This is a genomic window from Arenibaculum pallidiluteum (genome assembly GCF_017355985.1).
Lineage (GTDB): Bacteria > Pseudomonadota > Alphaproteobacteria > Azospirillales > Azospirillaceae > Arenibaculum > Arenibaculum pallidiluteum.
The window spans coordinates 119764-142363 of the sequence record NZ_JAFIQU010000018.1 but is presented as its reverse complement, the minus strand read 5'-3'; the positions used below and the strand labels follow the sequence as shown (position 1 = coordinate 142363).

Genomic DNA, 22600 nt, shown 5'->3' with positions numbered 1-22600 from the left:
TCGAACTCCGGCTCGGCCACCCCGAGCCGCCCCAGAGCCCGCGGCACCGCCCGCCCCGCATGGTCCGCCAGAAGCAGAACCGGCGCCCGTCCCTCCCCGTGAAACACCACATACGGCGCAGCCTCGTCCGCCCCCAGAAGCGAACCAGCGGCCAATCCTGGGGCGGTGTCGGGGGTCATGTTCGCGCGGCAGGCTTTTCCGGACAGGGGCACGATCCTGGATAACCCAACGGCGCAGCCCGCGCCAGCCCGCCCCTGGAGACTCATGCCAGCCCCCGGCCTGCCGAGGGTTGAGGAGGACGCGGCGGACGCGTAAAGCCTGCTCGATGACCGCCAACAGCGATGCCACCAACGAAGCCACCGGCGCCATCGCCCGGGCCACCGCCCGCCGCCAGCGTCTTGCCCTCGCGGCTCTGCTGGCAGGGGCGCTCAGCATCGCCTTCGCCCCGATCTTCGTGCGGCTGAGCGAGCTCGGCCCCACCGCTACGGCCTTCTGGCGCCTGACTTTCGCGCTTCCCGCGCTCTTCGCGTGGATGCGGCTCGAGGGAGGCGGCGCCTACGCGCGGCCCGCAGGCTGGGCCGACTATCTCCGCCTCTCGGTGCCCGGTCTGTTCTTCGCGGGCGACCTCGCCGTATGGCATTGGTCGATCCACTACACCTCCGTCGCCAACGCCACCCTGCTGGCGAACTTCGCACCGATCTTCGTCGCTCTCGCCTCCTGGCTGCTGTGGGGGGAGCGCTTCACCCGCACCTTCCTGGGCGGTCTGGCCCTTGCGATCGCAGGCGCCGCGGTCCTGATGAGCCGGAGCCTGAACCTCGGCCTCGACACGCTGTTCGGCGACGCGCTGGGGCTGCTCACCGCCGCCTTCTACGCCGGGTACATCCTTTCCGTCGGAAAGCTGCGCGCCCGCTTCTCGACGGCCGCGCTGATGGCGTGGAGCGGCGTGGTCACCGCGCTGGCCCTGCTGCCGGTGGCGCTGCTTTCGGGCGAGGGCCTGATCGCCGGCACCGCCTGGGGCTGGGGCATCCTGCTGGCCCTGGCCCTTTTCAGCCATGCCGGAGGCCAAAGCCTGATCGCCTATGCCCTGGCCCATCTGCCGGCCACCTTCTCGTCCGTCAGTCTCCTGGTGCAGCCGGCGGCGGCCGCGGTGCTGGCCTGGCTGCTGCTGGGCGAGGCGCTGGGCCCCTTCCAGGCGCTGGGCGCGCTGGTGGTCCTGGCCGGCATCTTCCTGGCCCGCCGCGGCAGCCGCTAGCACGCTCGCCGTCCGGGCACGCTCGCCGTCCGGGCACGCTCGCCGTCCGGGCGCGGTCTGGCATCGGCCGACAGGTGGTATTACCATCAGCAGAGCGGAACAACTCGGCCGAGCCCGTGAGAGACGAGCAGAACCTGCCCCATGACCGGGCGCCCGCGGCCGAGGCCGGCAGCCAGCCAAGCCCCCAATCCGGAGCCCAGGCCGGCGACCGGGTTTCCGACCGGGTGGCGACACAGATCCTGGACAGGATCGCGCGCGGCGAGCTGACCCCGGGCGAGCGGCTTCCCGGAGAGCGCCAGCTTGCCGAGCAGATGGGTGTCAGCCGCGTCTCGGTCCGCGCGGCGCTGCAGCGGCTTAAGACCCAGGGCTTCCTCGCGGCCGTGCAGGGAGGCGGGACGCGGGTCGTCTCGACCGCCGGCGACATGGACCCGGCGCTGATGGCCATGATGCGCGTCGAGGCCACGAACTTCTACGACCTCGCCGAGATCCGCCTCGTGCTGGAGGGCTGGGCCGCGGGGCGCGCAGCGCGCAACGCGACGCCCGAGCAGGTCGAGGAGATCCGCCGCACGGTCGAGCGCATGGCCGAGGCCGGCCGCGGCCGGCTGCGTACGCTGGACGACGCCGCCTTCCACCTGGCGATCGGCAAGGCCTCCGGCAGCGCGATCTACCTGCACATCCTGTCGGTGATTCGCGATGCGCTGACCCACCTGCTGGAGTACCAGCGCCACGAGCTTTTCGGCTCCTCCGAGGACGACGTTATCATCGCGCAACACCGCCGCGTCTGCGAGGCCATCGCGACCGGGGACGCGGAAGGCGCGACCGCCGCCATGCGGGCCCACCTGGCCTGGGTGCTCGACCATTACCACAGGACCGCCGCCGGCGCGGCTGCGGGCCTGCCCCTGGATCCCACCCCGGCCGTGCAAAGGCGGTAGGCATCACCGGCCTGGAGCCGCCGGGTTGACAATGACGCAGGACGCGCCAAGGTGACCGCACCCGAACCTGCCGCGACCTTCCGTACCGTGCCATCCGCTTCGAGAGATTTTCTGTCCGCGCTCTTCAGGGCGGCGCTCGGGGCAGTGACGCCCGAATCGCGGGTGGCGGCGCACCTGCCCGCCCCGCCGCGCGGCCGCACGGTTGTGGTGGGTGCGGGTAAGGCCGCGGCCGCCATGGCGCGGATCGTCGAGGACCACTGGTCCGGCCCCCTGTCCGGCTTGGTGGTCACGCGCTACGGCCATGGCGTTCCGACCAGCCGGATCGAGGTGGTGGAGGCCGCGCACCCGGTGCCCGACGAGGCCGGGCAGGATGCCGCGCGCCGCATCCTGGAGCTCGCCGGCGGGCTCGGCGAGGACGACCTGCTGCTGTGCCTGATCTCGGGCGGCGGCTCCGCGCTGCTGGCCCTGCCGGCGCCCGGGCTGACGCTGGAGGATAAGCGGCAGGTGTCTCGCGCCCTGCTGCGTTCGGGCGCCGACATCCACGAGTTCAACTGCGTACGCAAGCATCTCTCCGCGATCAAGGGCGGCCGGCTGGCACTTGCGGCCCATCCTGCACGGGTCGTGACGCTGGCGATCTCGGACGTGACCGGCGACCGCCCCTCCGCGATCGCCTCGGGCCCGACGGTCGCCGACCCCACGAGCTTCGCCGATGCCCGGGCGGTTCTCGGCAAGTACGGAATCGAGGCGCCACCCTCCGTACGCGCCCATCTGGAGGCCGCGGCCGACGAGACTCCGAAGCTCGGCGACCCGCGTCTGGCGCGGACCGAGATACGCATCATCGCGCGCCCCCAGGACGCATTGGAGGCCGCGGCGGCCGCGGCGACCGCGCAGGGCTACACGCCCATGATCCTGGGCGATGCGATCGAGGGCGAGTCGCGCGAGGTCGCCAAGGTCTTGGGCGCCATCGCCGCCCAGGCCGCGGACCGTGGTCAACCGGCGTCGCCTCCGCTCGTCCTGCTGTCGGGCGGCGAGACCACGGTGACGGTGCGCGGCAAGGGCCAGGGTGGCCGCAACGCCGAGTTCCTGCTGGCGCTGGGCCTGGCGCTCGACGGCCGGCCCGGCATCTCCGCCGTGGCCTGCGACACCGACGGCATCGATGGCACCACGGACGCGGCCGGCGCCCTGCTGCTTCCCGACACCCTGGAGCGGGCGCGAACGCTGGGTCTGGACCCGCGCGCGGCGCTCGCCGATAACGACGCCTATTCAGTTTTCGAGAGGCTGGGCGACCTGGTGGTCACCGGCCCGACGCGGACCAACGTGAACGACTTCCGCGCCATCGTGATAGACACCCTGGATCGAGGAACTCCATGAAGCACAAGGCAGCCGGCGAACATCGACGTCAACGCTCGACGAAGATCGTCGCCACGCTCGGCCCGGGGACCTCGTCGCCGGAACGCATCCGGGCGCTGTTCGATGCCGGGGTCGACGTCTTCCGCCTGAACTTCAGCCACGGCAAGCAGGAGGACCACGGCAAGCGGCTCGCCATCATCCGCGAGATCGAGCATGAGACCGGCCGCCCGATCGCGGCACTCGCCGACCTGCAGGGGCCCAAGCTCCGCATCGGCACCTTCGCCAATGGGCCCATCGCGCTCACCCCCGGCATGCCGTTCCGCCTGGACCTGGACCCGACGCCGGGCGACACGCGCCGCGCGCCGCTGCTGCACCCCGAGATCTTCGCGGCGCTCGTCCCAGGCGCCGACCTGCTGCTGAACGACGGCCGCGCCCGCCTGAAGGTGGTGCGCCACGGGGCCGACTTCGCGGACACGGAGGTCGTCTCGGGTACCGAGCTGTCGGACCGCAAGGGCGTGAACGTCCCGGGCGTGGTGCTTCCGCTCTCGCCGCTGACGCCCAAGGACCGCGACGACCTGCGCTACGCGCTGGAGATCGGCGTGGACTGGGTCGCGCTGAGCTTCGTACAGCGGCCCGAGGACATCGCCGAGGCGCGGCGCCTGATTGCAAGCCGCGCGGCGCTGATGGCCAAGCTCGAAAAGCCCTCGGCGATCCAGCATCTCGAGGAGATCATCGAGATGTCGGATGCCGTGATGGTCGCGCGCGGCGATCTCGGCGTCGAGATGCCGGCCGAGGACGTGCCGTCGATCCAGAAGCGCATCGTCCGCGAGGCGCGGCTGGCCGGAAAGCCCGTGGTCGTCGCGACCCAGATGCTGGAGAGCATGATCTCGGCCCCGACGCCGACCCGGGCCGAGGCCTCGGACGTGGCCACTGCCGTCTACGACGGCACCGATGCGGTGATGCTCTCGGCCGAGACGGCGACCGGCGCCTATCCCATCGAGGCGGTCTCGATGATGGACCGCATCTGCCGACGGGTGGAGCACGACCCCTCCTACCGGCTGGTGATGGATGCGCAGCATCCGGCCCCGCAGCGGACCTCGGCCGACGCGATCACGGCCGCGGCGCGCCAGGTCGCCTCGACCATCTCGGCGGCGGCGATCGTCACCTACACGACCTCGGGCTCGACCGCGCTGCGCGCCGCGCGCGAACGCCCCGAGGTGCCGATCCTGTGCCTGACCTCCGAAATGGGGACGGCGCGGCGCCTGGCGGTGAGCTACGGGGTGCACTGCGTGACCACGGGCGATGTCAGCAGCTTCGCCGAGATGGCGCAGAAGGCCTGCCGCATCGCCTTCAAGGACGGCATCGCGGCTGCGGGCCAGCGGCTGGTGATCACCGCCGGCATTCCCTTCGGGACGCCCGGGAACACGAACTCGCTGCGCATCGCCTGGGTCGAGGCGCAGTAGCGGCAGGTCCGCAGCGCCCCCTCACCCAACCGGTCCGGAGCGCCGCGAAGAAGGCTCCGTCACGAGATCCAGGGACGCGGCGCGCTATGCCGCCTGCGTCCTTGGTGACTCCGACGGCCGGCAATATTCTGGCTGGACAGGCTGCCGGCGCCGCCGCGAAGCAGGGACGCCAGGCACGTCCGATCCCCTTCATGCCGGCTCCGCCGCCCGTCTCCAGGAGGTCTTCCCATGGCGCTCTCCCGTCGCGGCTTCCTCGCAGCCACCGGCTTCGTCGCCGCCGGCACGGCCCTTTCCGGAGGCGCGGTCCCAGCCTTCGCCCTCGCGCCCATGGCGGGCGCCCCAATACCCGGCGCGATACGCCGCAAGGTCGGCTCGGTGGAGGTGACGGCCCTGCTCGACGGCTATATCGACATGCCTCCGGACTTTCTGGTCGGGGCCGACGGCGCGACCGTCGCGGCGCTGGCCTCGGCCGCGCATCAGAGCCCCGGGCCCCGGAGGACTCCGGTGAACGCCTATCTCGTGAATCTCGGCGACCGCCTGGTGCTCGTCGACGCCGGCACCTCCACCAGCATGGGGCCGACGCTCGGCCAGCTGCCGGCCGCGCTCGCAGCGGCGGGAGTTGGACCGGCCCAGGTGGACACGGTGCTGATCACCCATATGCACCCCGACCACATCGCCGGGGCGCTGACGCCGACCGGTCAGGCGCTGTTTCCGAACGCCGAGCTCGTGGTCACGGAAGCCGACTACGTATTCTGGCACGACGATTCGGTGATGAACCAGGCACCGTCGGAATTCCGGTCGTTCTTCCTGGGCGCACGGAACGCCGCCGCGGCTTATGCCGGACGCCTGCGGCGCATCGCCGGCGAGGGACAGGCCGTCGGCTCGATCCGTTCCGTGCCGCTGCCGGGGCATACGCCCGGGCATGCGGGGTTCGTCGTGGAGTCCGGCGGCGAGGCGCTGCTGATCTGGGCGGACACGGTCCATCTCGCGACCTATCAGTTCGCCCGGCCCGACTGGAGCATGAGCTTCGACGTCGATCCGCAGCAGGCCGCGCAGACGCGCAGGCGGATCTTCGACCGGGCCGCGGCCGACCGCGTGATGGTGGCGGGAATGCACATGCCCTTCCCGGGCTTTGGCCATGTCGTTCGCGAGGGGTCCGAATACCGTTTCGTCCCGGCGGAGTGGCCCTACGCGCTTTAGACGCCACGCCGCCGCTCAGAGCGCCTCGACCGCCTGCCAGAGCGTGCCCGCAGGGTCGGCCAGCATCTCCAGCACCGAGAAGTGGTCGCAGCCCGGCACCTCCAGGCAGCGGGCCGGCAGGCCGGCCGCGGCAATCTGGGTGGCGTAGTCCGCGGACTGGCGGCGGAACTCCGCGCTCTCGGCCCCGCCGACGGCGGCCACGAAGGGCACGGCCACGCGGTGCGGCCGCCGGACGGGGCTTTCCCGCTCCACGGTACCGGGGGTGATCTGCAGGGCCGGCTGCAGCCAGCTCCAGCGCAGCGGCTCCAGGTCGAAGAGGCCGCTGATCGCCACCGCGCCGCGGACCGGCGCCGCGGGGAGGCCGTAGTCGCGCTCCCAGGCGGTCTCCAGGAGACGTGCCGTCAGATGGCCGCCGGCGGAATGCCCGGACACGGTGATGCTGTCCCGGTCGCCGCCGAAGCTCGCCGCGTTCTCCCAGGTCCAGGCCAGCGCGCCGCGGACCTGGCGCACGATCTCCGGGATCGTCACCTGCGGACAGAGGGCGTAGTTGACGACCACGCAATGCTGGCCGCGCGCCAGCGGCGCCTCGGCGACGAAGCTGAAGTCGCGCGCCGACAGCGCGCGCCAGTAGCCGCCATGGATGAAGAGATGGATCGGCGCGCCGGACGTGCCGCAGGGGAAGACGTCGAGATATTCGGCCAGGGTCGGGCCGAAGCGAAGTCCGAGGCGGGGCGACGCGTTCGCGCGCAGCGCCTCGCTGCGCCGCGCCCAGCCGGCCATCACCTCGTCGATGCCGGCGACGGACAGGCGCGGGTTGTATTCGCGGTCGATGGCCTCCTGCGTGGCGAAGTCCCGGTACGGCATGCCTTCCCCTCTCCCCCTGCAGCCTCCCTGGCCCCCTACTCCGCGGCGGCGGCCTGGACCGCGGGCGCCGACCAGCCCGCACGGCCCTGTAGCTCCGCCGGAAGCGGCCCGCCCGTCGCCCAGTCCAGCAGCTCGACGGTATGGATCACCGGGATCTCCGTGCCCGAGGCGATCTGGGTCATGCAGCCGATGTTGCCGGTGGCGACGACCTGCGGCGACAGGCTTTCGATGTTGCGGACCTTGCGGTCGCGAAGCTGCCCCGCGATCACGGGCTGCAGCAGGTTGTAGGTTCCCGCGGATCCGCAGCAGAGATGCCCTTCCGGGATCTCGGCGACCTTGAACCCCGCGGCCTGGAGCAGGGCCTTGGGCTGCGTGCGCAGCCGCTGCCCGTGCTGCATCGAGCAGGCGGCGTGATAGGCCACCACCTGCCCCGTCAGGACGACCGGCTCCTTCAAGCCGATTCCGGCCAGCAGCTCGGTCACGTCCTTGGCGAGGCCCGCGATCCGCGCCGCCTTCGCGGCATAGGCGGCATCCTCGCGGAACATGTGTCCGTAGTCCTTCACCGTGGTGCCGCAGCCCGAGGCGTTGATCACCACCGCATCGAGCCCGCCGCGCTCGATCTCGCGGGTCCAGGCGTCGATGTTCCGGCGCGCCATGGCGTGCGAGCCCTGCCCGTCGCCCATGTGGTGGGTGATGGCGCCGCAGCAGCCCGCGCCCTCGGCCACCACGACCTCGATGCCGTGGCGGGTGAGCAGGCGCACCGTCGCCTCGTTGATTGCGGTGTTCAGGACCTGCTGAGCGCAGCCGTTCAGCAGCGCGACGCGCATGCGGCGCTGGCCCTCGGCGGGGATCGTCTGGGGCCGGTCCACGGCGCTCGGGCCCGGCAGGCGGCGCGGTGCCAGCTCCAGCATCGCGGCGAGCCGCGTCGGCAGCAGCCGGCGGAAGGGCCGCGCGGCCTGCGCGCCGATCAGCGCCATCCGGAAGAGCCAGGGGCGCGGCAGCAGGATCCGCAGCATCAGGCGCTGCAGGCGGTCCGGCAGCGGCCGCGCGTGCGTCTCCTCGATATAGGCCCGGGCGTGGTCGATCAGGTGCATGTAGTGCACGCCCGAGGGGCAGGTCGTCATGCAGGACAGGCAGGACAGGCAGCGGTCCAAGTGCTTGACCACGCTGTCAGGCGCGGGCTTGCCGCCCTCCAGCATGTCCTTGATCTGGTAGATGCGCCCGCGCGGGCTGTCGAGCTCGTCGCCCAGCAGGACATAGGTCGGGCACGTCGCCGTGCAGAAGCCGCAATGAACGCAGCGCCGCAGGATCTGCTCGGATTCCCGCATCTCCGGATCGGCGAGCTGTGCGAGCGTGAAGTTCGTCTGCATGTGGTCCTCAGATCCCCGCGGTCATTCGTCCGGGGTTCAGGATGTCCCGTGGGTCGTAGGTCTGCTTGACGCGGGCCGACAGCGCCGCGAGAGCCGGCGCCTGCGGATGGAAGACCGGCACCGCCGTGCGAACGGCCTCGGGCGCGCGCAGCAGCGTCGCATGGCCCTCGCCGCCGACGGCAGCACGGACCGCGGCTGCGCCAGCGTCACCCGCGGGATCGGTGCCCAGCCAGATCAGCCCGCCGCCCCAATCGTAATACCCTTCCGCGCCCAGGCGCGCGGCCAGCTCGCCCAGCACGGCCGGGCCGCGCCTGGGTGCGACCGAGATTCGCCAGACCGCCCGCTCGGGCCGTGCCACGAACGGCGCAACGTCCCTGACGGCGCGCCAGAATGCGGCGGACGCCCCACCTTCGAGCGCCGCGGTCGCGGCCTTCCCGCCCAGCGCCTTCTCGAGCAGGCCGGCCCTGTAGGCGACCGAGGGCGCGAAGCCTTCGAGCCGGATGGCCGTGACCGCCGCGCCCTGCTCGGCCGCGCCGGGGATCCCCGCGGCCATGGCCGCCGGGAGATGCGCGGCTCCCGCGACCTCGTGCGGGCTGCAGAGCGCCGACGACAAGGCCTGGATCGCCGCCGCGTCATCGAGGCCCAGCAGCAGCAGCGTGCGCTCGTGCTCGGGGGCCGGCAGCACCTTCAGCGTCACCTCGGTGAGCGCGACCAGCGTGCCCCAGGCACCCGTGAACAGCTTGGGCAGGTCGTAGCCCGTGACGTTCTTGACGACGCGCCCGCCGGCCTTGAACAGCTCGCCATGGCCGCTGACCGCCCGGCACCCCAGCACGTGGTCGCGCGCGGCCCCGGCCTTGATGCGCCTCGGTCCCGACAGGTTCGCGGAAACGACCCCGCCCAGCGTCTGGGTCCCTGCCGGCCGGCCGAACAGCGGGCCGGGATCGGCGGGCTCGAAGGCGAGCTGCTGGCGCCGCGCGGCGAGCGTGGCCTCGATCTCGGCCAGCGGCGTCCCCGCCGCAGCGGAGAGCACGAGTTCCTCGGGCTCGTAGAGGGAGATCCCGCGCAGTCCCGAGAAGTCTAGCCTGTGCGCGGCCTGGACCGGGCGCCCGATGGCGCGCTTGGTGCCGCCGCCGACGAGTTCCACCGGCTGCTCCTCGGCGACGGCCCAGCGCAGGACCTCGTGCGCCTGGGCCTCGGTCGCGGGCTTCAGCACGGACGGGCCCGTGGGGGCGCCGTCCTGTGCGGGGGTTTGGACGCTCGTCATGACCTCAGAACCGCGGGATGTCCGGGAACGGGATCTGGCCGCGATGGACGTGCAGGCGGCCCATCTCGGCGCAGCGGTGGAGCTGGGGGAAGACCTTTCCGGGGTTCAGCAGCCCGTCGGGGTCGAAGGCGCATTTCAGCCGTTGCTGATGCGTCAGATCCTCGGGCTGGAACTGGTAGGGCATCAGGTCGCGCTTCTCGACGCCGACGCCGTGTTCGCCGGTCAGGACCCCGCCGACATCCACGCAGAGCTTCAAGATGTCGGCCCCGAACGCCTCGGCCTTCTCGATCTCGCCCGGACGGTTCGCATCGTAGAGGATCAGCGGGTGCAGGTTGCCGTCGCCGGCATGGAAGACGTTGGCGACGCGGAGCCCGTGGCGCTGCGACATCTCGGTCATGGCGCGCAGGACCCGCGGCAGCTCCTTGCGCGGGATCGTCCCGTCCATGCAGAGATAGTCGGGCCCGATCTGGCCGACGGCGGGAAAGGCCGACTTGCGCCCGGCCCAGAAGGTCAGCCGCTCCTCCTCGGAGCTGCTGACGCGGGCATAGGTTGCCCCGCAGCCGCGGGCGATGCGCTCGACCTCGGCGATCAGGTGGTCGACCTCGGCCTCGGGCCCGTCCAGCTCCACGATCAGGAGCCCGTCCACATCCAGCGGATAGCCGGCATGGACGAAATCCTCGGCGGCGTGGATCGCCGGCCGGTCCATCATCTCCATTCCGCCGGGGATGATCCCCGCGGCGATGATCTCGGCCACGCACTGCCCGCCGCCCTCGACGGTGGGAAAGCCCAGGAGCAGCGCGCGGGCCGTCTCGGGCTTGGGAAGGATTCGGACGGTGACCTCGGTCACCACGCCCAGCAGGCCCTCGGACCCCGTCACCGCGGCCAGCAGGTCGTAACCCTCGGAATCCAGGTGCTTGCCGCCAAGCCGGACGACCTCGCCGTTCATCAGCACCATCTCGACGCCGAGGACGTTGTTGGTCGTCAGGCCGTATTTCAGGCAGTGCACGCCGCCCGAGTTCTCGGCGACGTTGCCGCCGATGGTGCAGGCGATCTGGCTGGACGGGTCGGGCGCGTAATAGAAGCCGCGATGGGCCACGGCCGTGGTGATGCCCAGGTTCGTGACGCCGGGCTGCACGCGCACGCAGCGGTCCTCCCAGTCGATCTCCAGGATTCGGTTGAACTTGGACATGCCCAGCAGCACGCCGTCGGCCAGCGGCAGGGCCCCACCCGAGAGCGATGTGCCGGCGCCGCGGGGAACAACCTTGACCCCGGCCTCGTGGCAGAACCTCAGCACCTCGGAGACCTGCTCCGTCGTGCTCGGCAGCACGACGACCAGCGGCATCTGGCGGTAGGCCATCACACCGTCGGATTCGTAGGCGCGCAGCTCGTCGGCATCGACGATCACGCCCTCGCCGGGAACGATGCGGCGCAGGGCCCCGATCAGCTCGACGCGCCGCGCCAGCACCGCGGCATCCGGCTTCGGCATTTCCATGCCGGTTCTCCTGGCAGGGACAAGTGGTATTACCAATTACCGGCTACAGGTAGCACCGCCCGGCCCGTGCAGGCAATCGCGCAACGGTGGGCACGGCAACCCGGCGATCACGCGGGGAGTTGCCGCCCCGTCCGCGACGCCCGCTGAAGATCGGCATGGCAAACAAAATGCTTGCAGCTGCGCCCGCGCGATTCCATTCTGTTTCCGTGCAGGAAACACCCAGGAAACCCGGACGTGGAAGAACTCGGCGCGAGCCTCAGAAGACTCCGGATGGAAGCCGGGCGCAGCCTGGCCGAAGCCGCGGATCTCGCCGAGGTCACCAAGGGGTACTTGTCCAAGGTCGAGTCGGGAAAGGCGATCCCGTCCATTGCGATCATCCAGCGCCTTGCCAGTGCCTATGGCGTGCGCCCGGGCGACATCTTCAACGACGCCGGCGAAAACCCACACTTTTCGCTGATCCGGTCCGGCGAGAGGCGGGCGGTCAACCGCGACGGAACAGAGCTCGGCTACGTCTTTGAATCTGTGGGCTACCGCATGCGCGACCGTCAGGCCGAGGTCTTCGTCCTGACCATGCCGCCCGTCGCCCCGGGGCCGAAGCTGCTCTACCGGCACAAGGGGCAGGAGATCTTCTTCGTGCTCGAAGGCCGCGTCCGGTGGCTCTACGCCGGCGCCGAATACGTCCTGGAGGCCGGGGACTGCGTGTATTTCGACGCCGCGATCGAGCACCGCGGCGAAGCGGAAGGAAAGGACACGGCCAAGGCGCTCGTCGTCATCCTGCCGCCCGCCCAGCCGCGGCCCTGAATCCGAAGACCAACCAAGAGACGAACCAAAGGGAAAGGGAGAGCACCATGAAGTCGATCATCCACAGGCGCGCCGCCCTCAAGGCTATCGGCCTCGGGACCGCCGGGGCGGCGGCCGCGACGCTTGCGGCGCCCGCCCTCGCGCAGGAGACCGTGACCTGGCGCATGCAGGCGCTCTGGGACGGCGGGACGACGCCGCAGAAGTTCGAGGAGCGGTTCGTGCAGCGTGTCGGCGAACTCACCGGCGGCCGCTTCAAGATCCAGCTGTTCGCCGCCGGCCAGATCGTGCCCGCGAACCAGATGTTCGACGCCGTCCGGGGCGGCGCCTTCCAGCTCATGAAGACCTTCGACGGCTACGAGGCCGGGAAGATCCCCGCGCTGGCCTTCACCAGCACGGTTCCCTTCGGCTTCCCCGACCCCGACCAGTTCGAGGCCTGGTTCTACGAGCTCGGCGGGCTCGACCTGGCGCGGCAGGCCTACGGGCAGGCGGGGCTCGTCTACGTCGCCCCGACCGTCTACGGGGCCGAGCCCATCCACTCCAAGGTCCCGATCCGCAAGGTCGCCGACATGAGCGGGAAGAAGGGCCGCTTCGTCGGGCTCGCCTCCACCGTGATGGGCGCCCTCGGCGTCTCGGTCACGCCGCTGGCGACGGGCGAGGTCTACTCGGCGCTCGACAAGGGCCTGATCGACATTGCCGACCGCGGCGACCTGACCGCGAACCTCGAGGCGGGCCTGGCCGAGGTCGCCAAGCACATCGTGATGCCCGGCCCCCACCAGCCGACCACGGCCACCAGCTACGTCGCGAACCGGGGCGCCTACGAGAAGCTTCCGGCCGAGTTCAAGGCGGCGCTCGCCGTCGCCGCCCGCGAGATCTCCTCGTCCCTGCGCCAGCACATCATGGTCCAGGACGTGAAGGCCATCGCGGCCTACAGGTCCAAGGGCGTCGAGGTCGTCTCGCTGGATGCCGCGGATGTCCAGCAGGCCCGCGTCAAGGCGCAGGAGGCCTGGAAGGCGGCCGCGAAGAACGAGCCGATCGCGACCAAGGTGCTCGACAGTCAGGTCGCCTTCATGAAGCAGCTCGGGCTGCTCGCCTGAGCCGGAACGGCAAGCCGGGGCGCGCTCGACCGGTGCGCCCCGGCCGCTTTCCCCTGGCCGCTTTCCCCTGGCCGCATTCGCTGGGCCCATTCGAGGTGTCGCCATGCCACCCATCGCCAGCCACTACGTGCGCGCGGTCACGGCGCTCAACCGCACGCTCTTCCGCATCGCTGCGGCCCTGATGTTCGTCGTCGTCCCCGTGATGCTCTACGAAGTCGTGGCGCGCTATGCCTTCGATGCGCCGACCACCTGGGGAATGGAACTCGCAACGCTGCTGTTCGGGCCGTATTTCCTGCTCGGCGGCCCCTATCTGCTGCACCTGCACGGGCACGTGAACCTGGATCTCGTCCGGCGCGCGCTGCCGCTGCGCTGGAACCGGATCTTCGAGCTGATGAACCAGCCCGTCATCATCCTGTTCTGCGGGATCCTTCTCTACTACTCCTGGCCCCTCGCCATGCAGGCCTGGGAGTTCGGCGAGACGTCCTTCTCAGCCTGGAACCCGCCGATCTGGCCGCTGAAATTCGCGATCCCCGTCTCCGTCGTCCTGATGGCCGCGCAGAGCTTCGCCGAGTTCCTGCGCGTGCTCTTCGGCGAGACGGCGGCGATCGTCCAGGAGCCCCCTGCGGCGGAGATCGCGGCATGACCCCCACCGCCATCCTGATCGCCATGTTCGGCGGCCTGACCGTCTTCATGCTGACGGGGCTGCCCATCGCCTTCGTGCTCGGCGGCCTGTCGCTGCTGTTCACGGTTACGCTGTGGAACGCGGACGCCGTCGTGATCCTGGTTCTCCAGATCTTCGACACCATGCGGTCCGAGGCCCTGCTGGGCATCCCGCTCTACATCCTGATGGCGAGCGTCCTGCAGCGCTCCGGCGTGATCGAGGATCTGTACGGGGCCATGGAGAAGTGGTTCGGCCGGGTGCGCGGGGGCCTTGCCATCGGGACCGTCGTGATCTGCGTGATCATGGCCGCCATGACGGGCGTGGTCGGCGCGGCGGTCACGGCGATGGGCGTGCTCGCGCTGCCCGAGATGCTGCGCCGCAAATACGACCCGCGGCTCGCCACGGGGACGATCTGCGCGGCCGGCACGCTGGGGATCCTGATCCCGCCATCGGTCCTGACGATCGTCTACGCCGTCACCGCCCAGGTCTCGATCGGCAAGATGCTGATCGCCGGCATCGTCCCGGGCGCCATCCTGGCAGGGCTCTACATCGCGTACATCGTCGCAGTCTCGTATCTGCGCCCCGGCCTCGTCCCGCCGGGATCGGGCGAGCGCATCCCCATGAGCGAGAAGCTGCGGAGCCTCCGCTCGCTCGTCCTTCCGGCCATGCTGATCGTCATGATCCTGGGCTCGATCTTCTTCGGGATCGCCACACCCACCGAGGCGGCGGCGGTGGGCGTCGTGGGTGCGATGATCGCGGCCGCGCTGCGCCGCCAGCTGACCATCGAAAACCTGGCCCATTCGGCGAAGGAGACGCTGAAGGCGACGTCGATGATCCTGTGGATCACCATCGGCGCGAAGGCCTATGTCGCGATCTTCACCGGGCTCGGCGGCGCCGACACGCTGCTGGGCCTGATCCGCGACCTGGACATGCACCCTTACGTGATCCTGGCCGTGATGATGCTGATCCTGATCTTCCTCGGCACCGTATTGGACGAGATCGGCATCATCCTGCTCACCGTGCCGGTGTTCCTGCCGATCGTGCGGCATCTCGGCTTCGACGAGGTCTGGTTCGGCGTGCTCTACGCCGTGACGATCCAGATGGGCTACATCAGCCCGCCCTTCGGCTACACGCTCTTCTACATCAAGGGCACGCTGCCGCCGCATATCGGCATGGACACGGTCTATCGCGGCATCACGCCCTTCTTCGCCCTGCAGGTGCTCGGCCTTCTGATCTGCGCCGCGCTGCCGGGCCTCGTCACCTGGCTCCCCCGACTCATGGTCGGCGGCTGAGCCCCCCTTGCCTTCCGGAGACATCACCCGTGACCGATCGTACCAAGACTTCCCGCATCCCCGGCTTCCACAAGAAGTCGCCGAAGGAACGCCTCGACCTCGTCGCCGATTTCGCGGGGCTCGACGGCGAGACCGTCGGGCACCTCTCGGACATGGGGAACCTCGACCCGCACCTGGCCGATCACCTGATCGAGAACGTCATCGCCACGATGAACGTGCCGGTCGGGATCGCGACCAACATGCGCATCGACGGCGAGGATGTCCTGATCCCCATGGCGACCGAGGAATCATCGGTCGTCGCCGCTGTCTGCAACGCCGCGCGCCAATGCTACGACAGCGGCGGCTTCACGACCTCGATGTCGGGGTCGCTGATGATCGCGCAGATCCAGCTCGTCGGGGCCTCGGCGCCCCACGAGGCCCGCATCCGGATCCTGGAGCGGCGGGACGAGATCAAGGAGATCTGCGATGCCTGTGATCCCGTCCTGGTGAAGCTAGGCGGCGGCTTCAGGGATCTCGAGGTGCGCATCGTCGATTCCCTCGGCGGACCCATGGTGGTGACGCACCTGATCGTCGACACGCGCGACGCGATGGGCGCCAACGCCGTGAACACCATGGCCGAGAAGCTGGCGCCCCATGTCCAGGAATGGACCGGCGGACGGGTCTATCTGCGCATCCTCTCGAATCTGGCCGACCGCCGGCTCGCGCGCGCCCGGGCCACCTGGACGGCCGAGGCCATCGGCGGGGCGGAGGTCCGTGACGGCATCGTGAGCGCCTACCACTTCGCGCATGCGGACCCGTACCGGGCGGCGACCCACAACAAGGGAATCATGAACGGCATCTCGGCCGTGGTCCTTGCGACCGGCAACGACACCCGCGCGATCGAAGCCGGCGCCCATGCCTATGCGGCGCGGGACGGCCATTACGGCAGCCTGACCCGGTGGGAGGTGACGCGCGAGGGGCATCTTGCGGGTACGATCGAGGTGCCGATGGCGGTCGGCCTTGTCGGCGGCGCGACCAAGCTGCATCCGACCGCCCGCGCGAACCTGCGGATCCTGGGCGCGACCTCGGCGGACCGGCTCGCCCGGATCATCGCGGCGGTCGGCCTCGCGCAGAACTTCTCGGCGCTGAAGGCGCTGGCGACCACGGGCATCCAGAAGGGCCACATGGCCCTGCACGCCCAGAACATCGCCATGATGGCCGGCGCGGTCGGCGAGGAGATCGACAGGGTCGCCGCCATCATGGTCGAGCGCGGTACCGTGCGCGTGGACGTGGCCGAGGCGGAGCTCCGCAGGCTGCGCGGCTGAGAACCCTACGCGGCCGGCGCAGGCTGCGCGGCTGAGAACCCTACGCGGCCGGCGCAGGCACCGCGCGCCGGCCGCTCAGAGCTCGCGGGCGATCCCCTGCTTGATTCCGGCGATGGCGGCTTCGTCGCGGCGGTAGAAGGTCCATTGCTTGAGCCGCCGGGCCCTGACGAAACCGGCCTCGGCGAGGATCTTCAGATGCTCCGTGGCGGTTGGCTGGCTGACGCCGAGCTTCTCCGCGATCAGCACCACGCAGACGCCGTCCTCCACCAGGTCGCCATCGGCCTGGGGCGGGAAATGCGCGGCAGGGTCCTTGAGCCAGGACAGGATCCGCACGCGCTTGTCGCTGGCGAGAGCCCGGGCCGTCTTGACAAGATCCATATAGGGATTTTCCTATATCCCTATGAACCAGTCAAGCGAGGGGGCTCCGATGGACCGGACCGTGGAACGCGCCGAGATTGCCGAGGTGGAGCGCATGATCCGCCCCCATATCCGCCGGACGCCGGTGATCGAGGTCGATCCCCGGGACCTCGGCGCCACCGCCGGCTCGCTGCACCTGAAGCTGGAGTTCCTGCAGCATTCGGGCTCGTTCAAGGCGCGCGGCGCCTTTGCCAGCTTGCTGACCAACCCGGCCCCACCGTCCGGCGTGGCTGCGGCGTCGGGCGGGAATCACGGCGCCGCGGTCGCATTCGCCGCCATGACGCTGGGGGTCAGCGCCCGGATCTTCGTCCCGAGCATCGCCTCGCCCGCAAAGCTCGCCCAGATCCGAAGCTACGGTGCGGAGCTGGTGGTCGGCGGCGAGCGTTATGCCGACGCCCTGGCCGCCAGCGAGGAATGGGTGGAGCGCTCGGCCGCCGCCGCGATCCATGCCTTCGACCAGCCCGGCACGCTGCTGGGCCAGGGAACCGTAGGGCTGGAGCTGGAGGATCAGGCGCCGGATATCGACACGCTGCTCGTCGCGGTGGGCGGTGGCGGGCTGATCGGCGGGATCGCAGCCTGGTACGCGGGCCGCATCCGGGTCGTCGGGGTGGAGCCGCGAACCGCGCCGACCCTCACCCGGGCGCTGGAGGCCGGGGAGCCCGTGGACGCCGAGGCGGGGGGCATCGCCGCCGATTCGCTGGCGCCGAGGCGCGTGGGCAGGCTGGTCTTCCCGATCGCGAGGCGCCTCGTGGCCGGCACGGTGCTGGTCGAGGACGCGGCCATCGCCGAGGCCCAGAAGGCGCTGTGGCGCAGCCTGCGAGTCGTCGTCGAGCCCGGTGGCGCGGCGGCTCTCGCCGCCCTGGCGTCGGGCGCCTACCGCCCGGGGCCAGGCGAGCGTGTCGCCGTGTTGCTGTGCGGCGCCAACACCACCGCCGTCGACTTCGACCGCTGATGTCTCCGACTGCCGAGACGGGCCGGAAAAGCAAAACCGCGCCCGAAAGGCGCGGCCGTGAACCACCATGCAGGCCCGTTGCCGGGCCAGCCGGTCAGCCCTGGCGGGCCTTGAAGCGGGGGTTCTGCTTGTTGATGACGTAGACGCGGCCCTTGCGGCGGATCACGCGGCAAGCCTTGTGCCGGGTCTTCATCGACTTCAGCGAGTTGACGATCTTCATCGTGGCGGTCCTGGTGAAGCACTGGCGGAACGGAGCGCGGAACATATGGGGGCGCCCCGTCCCTGTCAACCGCAACCGGATCGATCCCGGCCGGAGAGCCTCCATGGCTCCCCGATGCCTCTCCCGCGGCGGCCGCGCTCAGGTGCCGGCGCCGTCGTTGAACTTCAGCGCGAAGAACCTATAGCAGCGCAGCCCGTCCTGCAGCGCCGCGACACGGCGCGCCCAGAGCTCCACCTCGTCCATCACGGCGACCTTGGTCTCGTGGTCCAGCGCATGCTTCTCCAGGAAGCCTGTGAGCGTCTGGATCGCGGTGATCACGAGATGGCGGTGCTTGTCCGTGATGTCCTCGGTGATGCGGATGTCGAGGTTTCGCTGCTGGAGCGAGTTGACGACCTCCGCGACGGTCTTCGGGTACGGCGTCATGGGCTCGTGGTCCACCCATGACTTCAGCGGAGCCCCGCCGACCCCGGGGGTCTCCAGCACGTAGTCTGTGAACAGGAGCTGCCCGCCCGGCTTCATAGCCGCCTCGATGGCGTCGGTGATGCCCTCGCGGTTCTTCACGAAGACGAGGAATTCCTTGGAGAAGACGCAGTCAAAGCGCTTGCTGAGCTTCGGCGTCTCTGGATCGTACCGGGTGATCGGCGCCTGCTTGGCGAGGCCCGCGGCCACCGAGCGGAGCTGCGCGGCCTCCGCGAGAACGGGCGAGGATTCCAGCCCCGTGACCCAGCACCCGTAGGTCTTCGCCATCAGGCGCGTCGCGCCGCCGAGCCCGGCCGAGAGGTCGAGCACGCTCATCTTGGGGTTCAGCCCCAGCGGCTTCAGCAGGTAGGGGAGGAAGTCGTCGCCGCCGGGCGTCGCGAAGCCCTTGCCCCAGATCTTCTCCGCGACCTCGATGCGGTTCGCGGTCCAGAGCGGCTTTCCGAAGCGGCTGGTGTTGGCCTTCTGCTCCTCGGCCGAGAGCGCCCGTGCAGGAGCGGCAGCCTTGGACGGTGCCTCCGGCTCCGCCTCCGGCTTCTTCTCGGGCAGGACGTAGCCCTCCCACCAGGCGTGGAAGCGCTTGCGCCAATCCGGACCGGTTCGCGATTCCTCGCTCATCTGCCTTGGACCGCCGGTTTCGCCATCCCTAGACACTTATGCGAGGCCGCGTCGGCGTTCAACGGAAAACCGGCCGATCGGGTTAGCGCGTCGGTATAGGCGGACTCTTTCCGGCCCCATCTGCTTGCGATATAAGTCGGAAATTAACCGTACTCGCGGATCCTCAGTGGATCCGACCACGCGCAGGCCCGAGGACCGCCATGGCAACCCGCGTTCGCGAAGACTACCGGAGCCTGACGGGGCCGGAGAAGGCATCCATCATGCTGCTCGCCCTCGGCGAGGAGCACGCGGCGAAGCTCTTCGGCTACATGGACGACGAGGAGATCCGCGAGCTTTCACAGGTCATGGCCAATCTCGGCACGGTCAGCGCCAACATCATGGAGCGGCTGTTCGTCGAGTTCGCCGAGCAGATCTCCAGCACCGGCTCGCTGGTCGGCACCTACGACACGACCGAGCGCCTTCTGATGAAGGTGATGGACAGGGACAAGGTCGAGGCGATCATGGAGGATATCCGTGGTCCCGCCGGCCGGACCATGTGGGACAAGCTCGGCAACGTCAACGAGCAGGTGCTCGCGAACTACCTCAAGAACGAGTACCCGCAGACCGTCGCCCTCGTTCTCTCGAAGGTGAAGGCCGACCACGCCGCCCGCGTCCTCGGCCTGCTGCCCGAGAGCTATGCGATGGAGGTCGTCATGCGCATGCTGCGCATGGAGCCCGTCCAGAAGGAGGTGCTGGACCAGGTCGAGCGCACGCTGCGCACCGAGTTCATGGCGACCCTCGCCCGCACCAGCCGGCGCGACGCGCACGAGATGATGGCCGAGATCTTCAACCATCTCGACCGCAACACCGAGAACCGCTTCATCACCGCCCTCGAGGAGCGGAACCGCGACAGCGCCGAGCGCATCAAGGCGCTGATGTTCACCTTCGAGGATCTTTCGAAGCTCGATCCCGCCGGCGTCCAGACGCTCCTGCGCGTCGTGGACAAGTCCAAGCTGGCGCTGGCGCTCAAGGGTGCGTCCGAGCAGCTTCGCGACCTGTTCTTCACCAACATGTCCGAGCGCGCGGCGAAGATCCTGCGCGAGGACATGGCCGCCATGGGCCCGGTCCGCGTGCGCGACGTGGACGAGAGCCAGATGTACATGGTCCAGCTCGCCAAGGACCTGGCCGCGCGCGGCGAGATCGTCCTGTCCGAGGGCAAGGGCGAGGACGAGCTGATCTACTGACGCCTCGGCGGCAGGGATGCCCCCTGCCGCCGGACGCCTTCGGCTCAGCCGGTCCAGGACGCGCATTTCGACCGGGACTTCGGCCGCCACGCCGCATCGCCGCGGAAGGTCCCGACGATCGTATCGTAGTCCCAGGGCCCCCTGGACTGCGCCGGCGACTTGACCTGCAGCAGGTACATGTCGTGCTCCATCAGGCCGTAGCCGCGGATTCGGCCGTTCTGAAGGGAGACGTCGTTGAACGTCGTGCCCCTGAGCCGCGCCATCACCCCGTCGCCGTCGTCGGTGCCGGCGGCCTCGACCGCCGCCAGGTACTGGAAGGCGGCCGAATAGTCGCCGGCGTGCAGCAAGGACGCCATCCTGTCGAAGCGCGCGAAGAAGCGCTGGCTCCAGGCGCGCGTCGCCTCGTCGCAGTCCCAGTACCAGCTGTCGGGGTGGTACATGCCCTGGGCCTGCTCCAGGCCGAGTTCGTGCACCTCGTCGATGAAGGCGAGCAGCCCCGCGATTCGCATCGACTTCGCGGGATCGAGCCTGTTCGCATCGCGAACCGCGGCGACGAGGGTGGAATGGCCGCTGGCGAGCCCGAGCACCTGGGCGCCGCTGCGCTGGGCGCGCCCGATGGCGGCGGAGAAATCCGTGGCGCCGTGCGCGTGCCGCTCCGTGCCCAGGACGGTGCCGCCGGCGGCCTCGACGGCCGCCGCGGTCTCGTTCTCGAGCTCATGCCCGAAGGGATAGTCGCCCGTGAGGATGTACCAGCTCCTGCCGCCCGCCGCGGTGACAGCGGCGCCGGCCACCTTTGACAGGGCCGTGGTGTCGTAGGCCCACTGGACCGTGTAGGGCGAGCATTTCTCGTTCGTATGCTCCGCCCCGCCGGCCGAGACGACGAGGAACGGCTTCCTGGTCTCCCGGGCGACCTCCGCCATGGCGAGGCTCGTGTCGGTGTTGACGCCGCTGATCAGGACGTCGACGCCCTCCTCCGTGAGCCACCGGCGCGCCATGGCGGCGGCGAGCTCGGGATGGTTCTCGTGGTCGCCGGCCAGCACCTCGACACGCCTGCCTGCAACCGTCCCGCCCCGGTCGGCAACGGCCATCTCGATCGCGGCCGCGCCCGCAGGCCCGTCCACGGAGGCGTAGGGGCCTGAGAGGTCGGTGATGAAGCCGATGCGGACGGCATCGCCCGAGATCGCGGTTCCCGTCCCGGACACGGCGGGCGCGGCGCATGCGGACAGGGCAAGGGCGCCCGCGGCACGAAGAAGCGACATGGACCTGGTCTCCATGGAACAAGCCACCGGAATCGGTAGTGATTGCGGCTCGGCGGGACGCCCGCCGAAGACGTTCACATAGCTCGGTTGTGCCGGGGCCCCGGCGGTATACCGATCGTCCGGCTTCCTTGCACGATTCCGTCCGGCATCCGGGAATGCCGAACCGTGCCGCGATGCGGAGGCCGCCCCCCCCCCCCCCCCCGAGGGAACAACGGTGGGGCACGCGGTCCCGATTGCGGGTCCTTCCGCAATCAAAACTCCCAATTTCCAGGACGATTCGTTTGTACGACGCACGAACCTATGTGCGCTGGCGCGCCGTGGCATGTCCAAACAGGCGGTGCACCAGGAATTCGGCAGGCCTAGATTCTCCATCGGCATGATACATACCGGTGGAGAGACGATCATGATCTTGCATGTCTCCGACAAGAGCGCGATGCAATCTCGTCACGACCGGAGCGCGTTTTCGCCAAACGGTCTTCTCGACTGCCTGATGCGCTGGAGCCTCCGGCGCGGCGAGGCGGCCAGTGCCGAGCTTGCGGCCGTGGCGACAGCCACCCTGCCCGTGGCCGCACGTTCCGACGTGCCGTTCCTGCTGAATATCGGCCTTCAGGCGGCCTGAGCGGGCCACGGCAAGGCCGCCGGTAGCCGATCCGGCGCCGGCTGGACTGAGGGAGGACGGCCTTGCCTCAGGGCTCGATGGAGCCGCCTTCGTACAAGCAACTCGAGCGCGAGGTATGTACGACCAAGCCACGCGAGAGGCGGCACGTGACGATTCGATAGTCAATCGAGTGATCCGAGAAGCGATAATCGATCCGGAGATTATTGGGAACAATAAACCTTGCCTGGCGCAGGTCATTTGGTCCGGAGCATCGCTGGGGCATAACGTATACAGTACTATAGTACCCCGGCGTAAGAAGCAGGCAGTTCACGCGGCCAGCGGGGTTCATTGGAGCTGTTCTGGCCTCAACTTGCTCCAGCCTTTCATCTCTAAGTGGGACGCGCAGGATCGCGCCTTCCGACCGACACTGCGGAAGCGGAGACCAATACACGATCTTCTCGGCGGCCCCTCCACCGAGCCTCGCCTGCAGGCATGAC

The 22600-nt window shown here is 69.8% G+C and carries 21 protein-coding genes; 13 read left to right on the top strand and 8 right to left on the bottom strand.

The genetic code is table 11. From position 1 onward, the window contains the following. The first annotated feature begins 325 nt into the window (after positions 1-325). From JUB13_RS25850 to JUB13_RS25830, 5 genes are all read left to right on the top strand, one after another. Positions 326-1252, top strand: coding sequence for a DMT family transporter (locus tag JUB13_RS25850; protein ID WP_207484227.1), 927 nt, complete (start codon positions 326-328; stop codon positions 1250-1252). Between the two features lie 116 nt (positions 1253-1368). Beyond that, entirely contained in the window at positions 1369-2184 is an 816-nt protein-coding gene (locus JUB13_RS25845; RefSeq protein WP_328703023.1) for a FadR/GntR family transcriptional regulator, read from the top strand. 51 nt (positions 2185-2235) lie between these two features. Continuing rightward, positions 2236-3555 carry a glycerate kinase type-2 family protein gene (locus tag JUB13_RS25840; RefSeq protein WP_407928178.1) on the top strand — a complete coding sequence of 440 codons (1320 nt, stop codon included), beginning with the start codon at positions 2236-2238 and terminating at the stop codon, positions 3553-3555. Next, complete coding sequence (pyk, locus tag JUB13_RS25835) at positions 3552-4997, top strand: pyruvate kinase (protein ID WP_207484225.1); 1446 nt, start codon at positions 3552-3554, stop codon at positions 4995-4997. The genes JUB13_RS25840 and pyk overlap by 4 nt, the downstream gene beginning before the upstream one ends. 228 nt (positions 4998-5225) lie before the next feature. After that, a complete protein-coding gene (locus tag JUB13_RS25830) occupies positions 5226-6197 on the top strand; it encodes an MBL fold metallo-hydrolase (protein ID WP_207484223.1) in 972 nt (323 codons plus the stop codon). Between the two features lie 15 nt (positions 6198-6212). Here JUB13_RS25830 and JUB13_RS25825 read toward each other — a convergent pair whose 3' ends face one another. The 4 genes from JUB13_RS25825 to JUB13_RS25810 are packed head-to-tail and all read right to left on the bottom strand — an operon-like array spanning position 6213 to position 11187. Continuing rightward, positions 6213-7061 (bottom strand): alpha/beta hydrolase, encoded by an 849-nt coding sequence (locus tag JUB13_RS25825; protein WP_207484221.1) that lies wholly within the window; start codon positions 7059-7061, stop codon positions 6213-6215. Positions 7062-7096: 35 nt separating this feature from the next. Continuing rightward, on the bottom strand, positions 7097-8431 hold the full coding sequence (gene glcF, locus JUB13_RS25820; RefSeq protein ID WP_207484219.1) for a glycolate oxidase subunit GlcF: 1335 nt from the start codon (positions 8429-8431) through the stop codon (positions 7097-7099). 7 nt (positions 8432-8438) lie between these two features. Continuing rightward, positions 8439-9695: an FAD-binding protein gene (locus JUB13_RS25815; RefSeq protein ID WP_207484216.1), complete on the bottom strand. Its 1257-nt coding sequence runs from the start codon at positions 9693-9695 to the stop codon at positions 8439-8441. Positions 9696-9699: 4 nt separating this feature from the next. Next, the gene (locus JUB13_RS25810; protein WP_207484214.1) at positions 9700-11187 is read right to left on the bottom strand and encodes an FAD-linked oxidase C-terminal domain-containing protein; all 1488 of its coding nucleotides are present in this window, start codon (positions 11185-11187) and stop codon (positions 9700-9702) included. 171 nt (positions 11188-11358) lie between these two features. Between JUB13_RS25810 and JUB13_RS25805 the strand changes: the two genes are divergently transcribed. The 5 genes from JUB13_RS25805 (at position 11359) to JUB13_RS25785 (ending at position 16339) form a co-directional block, all read left to right on the top strand. Then, a complete protein-coding gene (locus JUB13_RS25805; RefSeq protein ID WP_207484212.1) occupies positions 11359-11988 on the top strand; it encodes a helix-turn-helix domain-containing protein in 630 nt (209 codons plus the stop codon). Between the two features lie 47 nt (positions 11989-12035). Further along, positions 12036-13082: a TRAP transporter substrate-binding protein DctP gene (gene dctP, locus JUB13_RS25800; RefSeq protein ID WP_207484210.1), complete on the top strand. Its 1047-nt coding sequence runs from the start codon at positions 12036-12038 to the stop codon at positions 13080-13082. 103 nt (positions 13083-13185) lie between these two features. Continuing rightward, the gene (locus tag JUB13_RS25795) at positions 13186-13725 is read left to right on the top strand and encodes a TRAP transporter small permease subunit (protein WP_207484208.1); all 540 of its coding nucleotides are present in this window, start codon (positions 13186-13188) and stop codon (positions 13723-13725) included. Further along, complete coding sequence (locus tag JUB13_RS25790) at positions 13722-15035, top strand: TRAP transporter large permease (protein ID WP_207484206.1); 1314 nt, start codon at positions 13722-13724, stop codon at positions 15033-15035. The genes JUB13_RS25795 and JUB13_RS25790 overlap by 4 nt, the downstream gene beginning before the upstream one ends. A 29-nt stretch (positions 15036-15064) precedes the next feature. Beyond that, positions 15065-16339, top strand: coding sequence for a hydroxymethylglutaryl-CoA reductase, degradative (locus JUB13_RS25785; RefSeq protein ID WP_207484204.1), 1275 nt, complete (start codon positions 15065-15067; stop codon positions 16337-16339). A gap of 75 nt (positions 16340-16414) precedes the next feature. On the opposite strand, the gene JUB13_RS25780 is transcribed toward JUB13_RS25785, so the two are convergent. Next, positions 16415-16717 (bottom strand): ArsR/SmtB family transcription factor, encoded by a 303-nt coding sequence (locus JUB13_RS25780; protein WP_207484202.1) that lies wholly within the window; start codon positions 16715-16717, stop codon positions 16415-16417. Positions 16718-16766: 49 nt separating this feature from the next. On the opposite strand from JUB13_RS25780, the gene JUB13_RS25775 reads away from it, so the two are divergent. Beyond that, on the top strand, positions 16767-17708 hold the full coding sequence (locus JUB13_RS25775) for a threonine/serine dehydratase (RefSeq protein ID WP_207484200.1): 942 nt from the start codon (positions 16767-16769) through the stop codon (positions 17706-17708). 94 nt (positions 17709-17802) lie between these two features. On the opposite strand, the gene ykgO is transcribed toward JUB13_RS25775, so the two are convergent. Next, positions 17803-17928, bottom strand: a complete 126-nt coding sequence (gene ykgO, locus JUB13_RS25770; RefSeq protein WP_012973122.1) for a type B 50S ribosomal protein L36 — start codon at positions 17926-17928, stop codon at positions 17803-17805. A gap of 138 nt (positions 17929-18066) precedes the next feature. Then, on the bottom strand, positions 18067-19023 hold the full coding sequence (locus tag JUB13_RS25765; RefSeq protein ID WP_207484198.1) for an SAM-dependent methyltransferase: 957 nt from the start codon (positions 19021-19023) through the stop codon (positions 18067-18069). A gap of 200 nt (positions 19024-19223) precedes the next feature. On the opposite strand from JUB13_RS25765, the gene fliG reads away from it, so the two are divergent. Continuing rightward, positions 19224-20246, top strand: a complete 1023-nt coding sequence (gene fliG, locus JUB13_RS25760) for a flagellar motor switch protein FliG (protein WP_207484196.1) — start codon at positions 19224-19226, stop codon at positions 20244-20246. Positions 20247-20290: 44 nt separating this feature from the next. On the opposite strand, the gene JUB13_RS25755 is transcribed toward fliG, so the two are convergent. After that, a complete protein-coding gene (locus tag JUB13_RS25755) occupies positions 20291-21505 on the bottom strand; it encodes an ABC transporter substrate-binding protein (RefSeq protein ID WP_207484194.1) in 1215 nt (404 codons plus the stop codon). A gap of 322 nt (positions 21506-21827) precedes the next feature. Between JUB13_RS25755 and JUB13_RS25750 the strand changes: the two genes are divergently transcribed. Next, positions 21828-22124, top strand: a complete 297-nt coding sequence (locus JUB13_RS25750; protein ID WP_207484192.1) for a hypothetical protein — start codon at positions 21828-21830, stop codon at positions 22122-22124. The last annotated feature ends 476 nt before the right edge of the window (positions 22125-22600 follow it).

Bases quoted from the DNA above. Each gene is read 5' to 3' on its own strand.
- JUB13_RS25850 (WP_207484227.1), top strand. From the start codon at position 326: ATGACCGCCAACAGCGATGCCACCAACGAAGCCACCGGCGCCATCGCC.
- pyk (WP_207484225.1), top strand. From the start codon at position 3,552: ATGAAGCACAAGGCAGCCGGCGAACATCGACGTCAACGCTCGACGAAG.
- JUB13_RS25830 (WP_207484223.1), top strand. From the start codon at position 5,226: ATGGCGCTCTCCCGTCGCGGCTTCCTCGCAGCCACCGGCTTCGTCGCC.
- JUB13_RS25825 (WP_207484221.1), bottom strand. From the start codon at position 7,061: ATGCCGTACCGGGACTTCGCCACGCAGGAGGCCATCGACCGCGAATAC.
- glcF (WP_207484219.1), bottom strand. From the start codon at position 8,431: ATGCAGACGAACTTCACGCTCGCACAGCTCGCCGATCCGGAGATGCGG.
- JUB13_RS25815 (WP_207484216.1), bottom strand. From the start codon at position 9,695: ATGACGAGCGTCCAAACCCCCGCACAGGACGGCGCCCCCACGGGCCCG.
- JUB13_RS25810 (WP_207484214.1), bottom strand. From the start codon at position 11,187: ATGGAAATGCCGAAGCCGGATGCCGCGGTGCTGGCGCGGCGCGTCGAG.
- dctP (WP_207484210.1), top strand. From the start codon at position 12,036: ATGAAGTCGATCATCCACAGGCGCGCCGCCCTCAAGGCTATCGGCCTC.
- JUB13_RS25795 (WP_207484208.1), top strand. From the start codon at position 13,186: ATGCCACCCATCGCCAGCCACTACGTGCGCGCGGTCACGGCGCTCAAC.
- JUB13_RS25790 (WP_207484206.1), top strand. From the start codon at position 13,722: ATGACCCCCACCGCCATCCTGATCGCCATGTTCGGCGGCCTGACCGTC.
- JUB13_RS25780 (WP_207484202.1), bottom strand. From the start codon at position 16,717: ATGGATCTTGTCAAGACGGCCCGGGCTCTCGCCAGCGACAAGCGCGTG.
- JUB13_RS25775 (WP_207484200.1), top strand. From the start codon at position 16,767: ATGGACCGGACCGTGGAACGCGCCGAGATTGCCGAGGTGGAGCGCATG.
- ykgO (WP_012973122.1), bottom strand. From the start codon at position 17,928: ATGAAGATCGTCAACTCGCTGAAGTCGATGAAGACCCGGCACAAGGCT.
- JUB13_RS25765 (WP_207484198.1), bottom strand. From the start codon at position 19,023: ATGAGCGAGGAATCGCGAACCGGTCCGGATTGGCGCAAGCGCTTCCAC.
- fliG (WP_207484196.1), top strand. From the start codon at position 19,224: ATGGCAACCCGCGTTCGCGAAGACTACCGGAGCCTGACGGGGCCGGAG.
- JUB13_RS25755 (WP_207484194.1), bottom strand. From the start codon at position 21,505: ATGTCGCTTCTTCGTGCCGCGGGCGCCCTTGCCCTGTCCGCATGCGCC.
- JUB13_RS25750 (WP_207484192.1), top strand. From the start codon at position 21,828: ATGTCCAAACAGGCGGTGCACCAGGAATTCGGCAGGCCTAGATTCTCC.